This is a genomic window from Oceanispirochaeta sp. M1 (assembly GCF_003346715.1).
Taxonomy (GTDB): domain Bacteria; phylum Spirochaetota; class Spirochaetia; order DSM-2461; family DSM-2461; genus Oceanispirochaeta.
This window is the reverse complement of record NZ_QQPQ01000081.1, coordinates 1-7,684: the sequence shown is the minus strand read 5'-3', so window position 1 is coordinate 7,684 and position 7,684 is coordinate 1. Positions and strand designations below refer to the sequence as shown.

The window sequence follows — 7,684 nt, the reverse complement described above, 5'->3', positions numbered from 1 at the left end:
AATTGACTCTATGATTTTCCATTGGTCGTCAGTTGGTAATGCAGTGTGTTCACATTCTGCAGAGCTGACTGTCGAGTGGTGGAAACCAAGCTTGTCAGGTGGTGGAAGTGCTGGCGGGCGGGTAACACCAGATCTCCAAAGAGTCCCTGCAGTATGGGAAAAGCAAAGAGTCCGATATTCAGCCCCATTGTAGCCATAAGCATCAGCCCTTTGGTATCTGAGGGAAGTTTTCTAAATAAGATCAGGCCCAGACTGAATCCAATGATTGCAGAAAAAATGGGAATCCATGGAAGAATAAACAGATCCGTACTCAGGGGTGCGGTTGAAATGGTTACCAGGATCTGTGCCGGAAAGGTAATATTCATAACCATCTTCGAGAGCAGCCTGCTGTGCTCGGCTTCAAGGAATCCGATACGTTTAAGGAAATAACCCAGGAGAATGACAGTAAGACTCATTAAAAAAGGTATGTGCATGAGAGTATTATCATTTAATAATTATAAGGGTTCAAGACAGTCAGGAAAATCTCCTTCTCAGAGCTCCCGGACTTCCGGAGAAAAAGTCTTATAAAAAAACAGGACTCCCGGCAGATGCAGGGAGCCCGAAAAAGACAATAAGGAGCTGATAAGGATCAGACTTTCTTTAAATATTTCTTGGCATCCAGAGATACGGCAACTACAATTATGACACCCTTGATGATGTACTGGTAGTACTGGTCCAATCCGATGAATGTCATTCCATAGGAGATAATGGTAAACATCAGAACTCCGGCAATTGCACCGGAAACCTTACCTATACCACCTGAGAAGGAGATACCGCCGACAACACAGGCGGCGATGGCATCAAGCTCATAACCGAATCCTGTACCGTTGTTGGCGGAACCTATACGGGCAGCCTCAAGATATCCGCCCAGACCGTACATAACACCGGCAAGGACATAAACCAGGATTGTTGTTCTGGTTACATTTACACCCGAAACATTGGCAGCTTCGGGATTTCCACCAACAGCATACATATTCTTACCAAAGGTTGTTTTGTTCCAGAGCACCCATATTATCACCGCGGTTATTGCGGCAATGAGAACAAGGTTAGGAACCCCCATGGTCTGTCCGGTGACAAGTTCCACATAACGGGTGTCATGCCCTCCTATGGGTTGGGGACCGGGAGCACCGGATGCAAAATAGATAGAGAGGATACCGTACAAGGTGATCATCATACCCATGGTGGCAAGGAAGGGGTGAATCTTAAATGTTGCAACAACCCAACCGTTGATGGCCGAAAAGACGACACAAACTGCCATGGCCACTAAAAGGGGTACGAAGAGAGGCAGCTGTGCCATGTCAGGATAGAAACGTCCGGCATAGTCTGGTCTCTGCAGTAATGAAGCTGAAACAACAGCTGCAAACCCTACAGAACGTCCAAGAGAAAGGTCTGTTCCCTGGAGGATAATAATTCCTGCAACACCAAAAGCCAGAATCAGACGAACGGCTGACTGTGTCAGAATATTCCTGAGTACCGGTATGGATACAAAGGAGGGTTCTCTGATTACAACAATCATAATTATTGTAAAAATAACGATGTAGATAGCATTGTTAATCAACAGATCCTTCCACTCGTCTTTTGTTTTATTGAAGAGCTTATCCCCAATTGTACTCATACTTCGGCCTCTCTATTATTATTCAGATATTTTGCTGAAAGATTAAAAATCTCTGTTTGCGTTGTTTCGTCAGTATTTACAATACCCGAAACCAATCCATTACTCATAACCATGATTCTATTGGTGACACCAAGGAGTTCAGGCATTTCAGATGAAACCACAATAACCGATTTCCCGCTGTTGGCGAGATCAATAATCAGCTGATAGATTTCAAACTTGGCCCCTACATCGATACCTCTTGTGGGTTCATCGAGGAGCAGTACATCAGGATTGGTCAGCAGCCATCGGCCGATAATAACCTTCTGCTGATTACCTCCGGAGAGAGAACGGATAAGCTCCTTTCTATTGGGAGTCTTAATCCTCATATTCCCAATCTGTTTATCAGTATCGTCCTTCATCTTCTGGTCTACAAGAAAACCGAATTTATTCTTGTATGCCTGTACATTGGATATGGTTGAGTTAAATGTAATATCAGCAACAGGATAGATTCCTGTCTCTCTTCTCTCTTCAGTTAAAAGTGCAAAATGGTTGTTGATAGCCTTATGAGGAGTAGAATTGTCAATCTTTAACCCGTCGATATATATCTCTCCGCTTTCCAAGGTTCTGGCTCCGAACAGTGCTTCCAGCATTTCAGTTCTACCAGCTCCCACCAGTCCGGCGACACCGAGGATCTCACCTCTGCGCAGGTCAAAATTCACATCCTTAATAACAGGTCTATACCTGGTTGTAAGGTTTTTGACCGACATATGCACCTCTCCGGGTACATTGGTTTTGGGAGGAAAACGTTCTTCCAGATCCCGGCCGACCATCATGTTTACAATCTTTTCCATGGTCAGTTCTTCGATTGAATCAGTACCGATATAGTTACCATCACGTAGTACAGTAACTTCATCGGAAATCTCAAAGATCTCTTCCATTTTATGGGAAATATATACAATTCCAACACCCTCTGTTTTAAGTACAGTAATGATATCGAAAAGCATTTTAACTTCATTATCAGTCAGTGAAGATGTTGGTTCATCCAATACAATGACCTTGGCGTTATATGATACAGCCTTGGCAATCTCCACCATCTGCCTCTGGGAAACAGATAATTTATCCAGCTTTGTCCGTGGATCAAGATGTATATCCAGGCGCCGGAACAGAGCCTTGGTATCATCATACATCTTCTTTTCATCTACAAAGAGATGTTTTTTTGGATATCGTCCCAACCAGATGTTATCAATAATTGTCCGCTGAACAACCTGGTTCAGCTCCTGGTGCACCATGGAGACACCATGTTCAAGGGCGTGCTTGGGGTCCTCGAAGTTAAATTGTGTTCCCTCAAGGAAAAATTCACCTTCATCCTGTCTGTAAATACCGAAGAGGCATTTCATCAGGGTGGACTTTCCTGCTCCGTTTTCCCCCATGAGAGAATGAACAGACCCGGCACGTATATTCAGGCATACTTTTTTCAGTACTTTAACGCCGGAAAACGACTTGCTGACATCCTTAATTCTCAATAAATATTCTTCTTGCAAAAGAACCACCTCTCTCTGGAAATACAGATTTGATCTGCAATATACAAGGTAACAATAATAGCATTAAATTCATTAATCATAAAAAAGATTGCAGAAGCACCACCTGGATGCTTCTGCAAACATAAACACTAAACTAAAACAGAATCAGTGATTATCTGAAATCCTGGTAGTTATTGGGAGTTACACCGACATACGCAACACGAACAGCCTTTGCACCGTCAGTAGTCAGTTTCCATGAAGTTCCTTCTGTAGGAGCTTTACCCATGGCTACATTGATTGCCAGATCAAGAGTTGCTATAGACTGGTTTTTACCGTCATTAAGAACAGTACCGTCCAGTTCGCCTTCTGCAATGTGAGTCAGAGCCTGATCAAGAGCATCTACAGAGTAGATAGGGAGTCTTACACCGGCAGCCTTCATAGCTGTGATGGCACCAAATCCCATTCCGTCATTGTTACAGATTACCAGCTCAATGTCTTTTCCGAAAGAAGATGTCAGCCATGCTGCCATCTTGTCATTTCCGTGCTGTGTAGACCAGTTGGGATCTGCTTCGAGAGCCAACTGCTCAACTTTGATACCGGCATCTGTAAAAGCTTTTACAGATTCTCTGGTTCTTGCTTCTGCATCGGGATGACCGGGCTCGCCTTTCAGCATAACGTACTGAACAGTTCCGTCACCGTTAAGGTCCATTTCGGGTTTGGCTTTCCAGTCAGCTACCATCATCTGTCCCTGAATAATTCCAGATTCAGCAGAGTCAGTACCTACGTACCATACCTTATCATAGGAAGCCATAGCTTCTTTAGATCCTTCCTTGTTGAAAAGGATAAGGGGAATATCAGCTTTCTTTGCCTTGTCGATAATGGACTGAGCAGACGCGGGATCTACAAGGTTAATAGCCAGAACATCAACACCCTTTGTGATGAAAATATCAACCTGATTGTTCAAAGTAGCCTGCTGACCTTCAGAGTCAACAACCTGGATTTCAGCACCCTTTTCGGCTGCATAGCTCTCAAGAACAGGTTTCATAACACCGTTCATAAAATTGTCCTGGAAGTTATAGATGTTAGCACCGATAACAACTTTTCCATCATCAGCTTTTTTCTGACAACCAGTTAACATTGCGATACTGGCAATAAGTACGATAAGAATCGTTTTCTTCATAAAATGCATACTCCTTTGATAGTAAATATCATATGTATACATTGATGTTATCATCGATATGCCAGAGCACAATGTGATATATTCTTGTGTTTTTATAAATTTTTCTAATAATGGCTTTTTTTTGGATTAATTTTCCAGAGTGAAGACCTGGTAGTCAATCCAGATATATTTTCCCTCTTCTATGGAAAAAGAGAGCTCATCCAATGATTTCTCAGAGAGGACAGCCTCAGCAAGTTCAATTATTGCTCTGGCCATAGTGGCTGAATCATTAAGAACTGTTCCATAGAGAAAACCTTCCTGAATCTGTTCCACTGCCTGATCAATACCGTCTATTCCCAGGACCGGAATCCAGTCCTCATCATGGCGGTCAACCCGTCCATTTCCATTACTGTCGGCGAACATTCCGCTCTGGCGCATTCTGTTTATGGCTCCCAGAGCCATTGCGTCATTATTTGAAAGGACCAGTTCTATCCCACCGTCAAAAGTTTTGATCAGATCTCCCATTTTTTCATAGGCCTCATCTCTGTCCCAGTTGGCGACCTCCGTAGCCAGAATATCCAGATTAAAGCCCTTGAGTCTAAAGGAGCGGACCACTTCGGAGGTTCGGATTTCAGCGTCCTGATGCCCTTGCTCACCCTTAAGGATGATTGTCTGAATACGGCCGTCTCTATTTCTGTCATATTCATTAAGATTCTCCGGATCATCTCCGAAAAGCTCCATAACCAGATCTGCCTGCATTTGACCGGACTGTTCAGCCCTTGCACCGACATACCAGGTGTTATCCCAGAGAAGCAGATCTTTCAGAAGAGGTTCTCTGTTAAACAAAATTACAGGAATACCTTCACTGCGAAGACGCTTGATAATAGAATAGGAACCAAGGCGGTCCACAGGATTGATCAGCATAAGATCACATCCCTCATTTATCTGATTTTCAATTGTCTCGTTCTGTAGAATCTGAGAGTTCTGGGCATCAAAGCTCTGGAGATTAAATGAATTCCCGGCCATGGAGATAATCTGCCGGGAAAATTTCCTGACAAAAAGATCTTCCTCGTTATAGAGAAAAAGAGAGACCTCTTTATCTCCGCTATCACAGGATGAGAGAGCCATAATCAAAAAAAGTACTGCCCCGATTTTATTTCTTATTTTCATTATCAGTCCCATTATGGAGTCCCGCAGGAATCATTAACTTAATATTTGTCATCTCATCAAGCTCACTGCTGATTATAAGATCAGCATCATCACCGTAATACAGTTTTAAGCGCTGATACACATTCCGGAGCCCGACACTGTGCCCCTCTTCATCACCGGCAAGAATACGGTAGAGCTGATTAATCTTCTCCTCGGGAATACCATATCCGGAATTTTCAACCTCAAAAACCAGAAACTGTCCCTGTTTATGCCCTCTTATGGTTATAAGCCCGGTTTCTTCTCCCACACCATGATAGATGGCATTTTCAACCAGGGGCTGCAGGATAAGTTTCATAACCTGATAGTCATAAATCTCTTTATCAATCTCAACGACATACTCAAATTTACCGGTATAACGGATTTTCTGAATAGTCAGGTAGTTCCTGATATGTGAGATTTCATCCCTGACAGAGATAAAATTTTTCCCCTTGGAAATACTGATCCGGAAAAAACGGGCCAGAGCCACTACAGTTGTGATTACATCTTCACTCTTCTCATTCTCCGCCAGCCAGACAATGGAGTCGAGGGTATTGTATAGAAAATGAGGGTTGATCTGATTCTGAAGAGCCACCAGTTCTGTTTTTCTCTTTTCACGCTGCTCATCAACAACCCGGTCCATAAGAGACCTGATTTCATCAATCATACTATTAAAGGAATTTGCCAGCTGAACAATTTCCTTTTGTCCTGAGACTTCAACCCGATTGTAAAAATCTCCTTTTTCAATAAGGAGCATTGATTTCTTTAAGATATTCAAAGGACGGGAGATTCGTCTTGAAATAAGAATCGCCACAATCGTTGTAACACAGATGCTCCCGAACAGAATAAGAAACAGAATCAGGAACATTTGATCCTGCGCCCTGCTGATATCATCAATATTAGAAATTGAAACAATTCGCCAACGGGTCTGTGAGAGTGTATTAATATTTCCATACATTCCCAGGGAATTGATTTCGGCTTTAAACCCACCCAAATTCTTTTGCTGAGCAAGACTGAGACTCTCACTAGCCATTGACTGCTCTTTTGTTGAAGAATAAATAAGAGAATCTTCATCATCAAGAATAAGAATATGACCACCTATTCCCAAATTTGTCTTTTCTGCCAGGTCCGTAATTGTTCTGAAATTCAATTCAAGTAATAGAACTCCCTTTCTCTGCACACCGCCATCAAGATAATCCACCAACTTGGAGACTGAAATAACCTCTTCATTATCCAGTGCACTCAGTATATAGGGAGGCGAAAAATGGAAGATGCCCTCATCCTTCAAAGCACTTTGAAACCAGAGTTCCATTTCTGCTTCAATATGACGGTTTCTGCGGCTGGACCCGCCAAGAAGAATTTCCCCATAGGAATCAAAAAGATATATGGAGACCACATCTCTCTTGCTGTCCCTGTTCAGAATATAGATATCCTGCAGATGGCGAAAAGAATCCTTCAAGTCCAGGTTCAATGACGAAGACTGAATATAATTAGCTGTCTCAATAATAGAATTGATATAACTCTCGTAGTTGAGAACAATTTGTTTATTGATTTCCCGGGACTGGCTTACTATGAGTTCATCTGTCCGGGATGCAAAAGTCGAATAAAAAAGTAGCCCTGTTATAATCAGGACGATTGTAACAATAGCTAGAGTTGAAATAAGTATGCTTTGTCCGATGGACAGGTCAGGATACGTTGATTTCTTCACGATACTTCTTGGGGGATACTCCCGTATATTTTTTAAAACTGTGACTGAAGTAATACACTTCATTATAACCGCACTTACCTGCTATATCGATAATTTTCTCACTGGTCAGTCCCAAAAGATCTTTTGCCTTCTCAAGACGAATCATTGTGAGGTATTTTACAAAGGTAGTCTGCTTCTCTTTCTTGAACAGAAGACTCAGATAAGAGATGGACATTCCCATCTCATCACACACCGACTCCATGGAAATCTTTGGGTCAGTATAATTCTTCTCCATAAAGTTCACTGCATTATCCAGCATACGTTGAGAATTGGTCATTTTATTGCTGAGATTAAGTTCCCTGAGACGAAGAATTGGATAGGCTACACTGTTTCAGACAGTAATTACTCGGACACATTATAATTTCCAGATATAATAGATGTGAGGGTTTAGATGATAGAGAATAATGAGAAGTCCAATATGTCGAAACGATATACAGAGG

Annotated in this window: 7 protein-coding genes; all 7 read right to left on the bottom strand. The window is 42.3% G+C overall.

Annotated features, from left to right (window positions below; all coding sequences use genetic code 11):
- Positions 1 to 8: 8 nt before the first annotated feature.
- The 7 genes from DV872_RS25310 to DV872_RS25280 all read right to left on the bottom strand — a co-directional run bounded on the left by DV872_RS25310 (position 9) and on the right by DV872_RS25280 (position 7,521).
- Positions 9 to 473, bottom strand: a complete 465-nt coding sequence (locus DV872_RS25310; protein ID WP_114632762.1) for an AEC family transporter — start codon at positions 471 to 473, stop codon at positions 9 to 11.
- Positions 474 to 628: 155 nt separating this feature from the next.
- Positions 629 to 1,654: a galactose/methyl galactoside ABC transporter permease MglC gene (gene mglC / locus DV872_RS25305; protein ID WP_114632761.1), complete on the bottom strand. Its 1,026-nt coding sequence runs from the start codon at positions 1,652 to 1,654 to the stop codon at positions 629 to 631.
- Positions 1,651 to 3,174 (bottom strand): sugar ABC transporter ATP-binding protein, encoded by a 1,524-nt coding sequence (locus DV872_RS25300; RefSeq protein ID WP_114632760.1) that lies wholly within the window; start codon positions 3,172 to 3,174, stop codon positions 1,651 to 1,653. Before DV872_RS25300 ends, mglC begins: the two co-directional genes overlap by 4 nt.
- Before the next feature lie 151 nt (positions 3,175 to 3,325).
- Positions 3,326 to 4,333: a galactose ABC transporter substrate-binding protein gene (locus DV872_RS25295; protein WP_114632759.1), complete on the bottom strand. Its 1,008-nt coding sequence runs from the start codon at positions 4,331 to 4,333 to the stop codon at positions 3,326 to 3,328.
- A 126-nt stretch (positions 4,334 to 4,459) separates the two neighbouring features.
- Positions 4,460 to 5,482, bottom strand: a complete 1,023-nt coding sequence (locus DV872_RS25290) for a galactose ABC transporter substrate-binding protein (RefSeq protein ID WP_158547183.1) — start codon at positions 5,480 to 5,482, stop codon at positions 4,460 to 4,462.
- Positions 5,466 to 7,205, bottom strand: coding sequence for a sensor histidine kinase (locus DV872_RS25285; protein ID WP_158547182.1), 1,740 nt, complete (start codon positions 7,203 to 7,205; stop codon positions 5,466 to 5,468). The genes DV872_RS25290 and DV872_RS25285 overlap by 17 nt, the downstream gene beginning before the upstream one ends.
- Positions 7,183 to 7,521 (bottom strand): helix-turn-helix transcriptional regulator, encoded by a 339-nt coding sequence (locus DV872_RS25280; RefSeq protein WP_114632756.1) that lies wholly within the window; start codon positions 7,519 to 7,521, stop codon positions 7,183 to 7,185. The genes DV872_RS25285 and DV872_RS25280 overlap by 23 nt, the downstream gene beginning before the upstream one ends.
- Positions 7,522 to 7,684 lie beyond the last annotated feature (163 nt).

Bases quoted from the DNA above. Each gene is read 5' to 3' on its own strand.
- DV872_RS25310 (WP_114632762.1), bottom strand. From the start codon at position 473: ATGCACATACCTTTTTTAATGAGTCTTACTGTCATTCTCCTGGGTTAT.
- DV872_RS25295 (WP_114632759.1), bottom strand. From the start codon at position 4,333: ATGAAGAAAACGATTCTTATCGTACTTATTGCCAGTATCGCAATGTTA.
- DV872_RS25280 (WP_114632756.1), bottom strand. From the start codon at position 7,521: ATGACCAATTCTCAACGTATGCTGGATAATGCAGTGAACTTTATGGAG.
- mglC (WP_114632761.1), bottom strand. From the start codon at position 1,654: ATGAGTACAATTGGGGATAAGCTCTTCAATAAAACAAAAGACGAGTGG.
- DV872_RS25290 (WP_158547183.1), bottom strand. From the start codon at position 5,482: ATGAAAATAAGAAATAAAATCGGGGCAGTACTTTTTTTGATTATGGCT.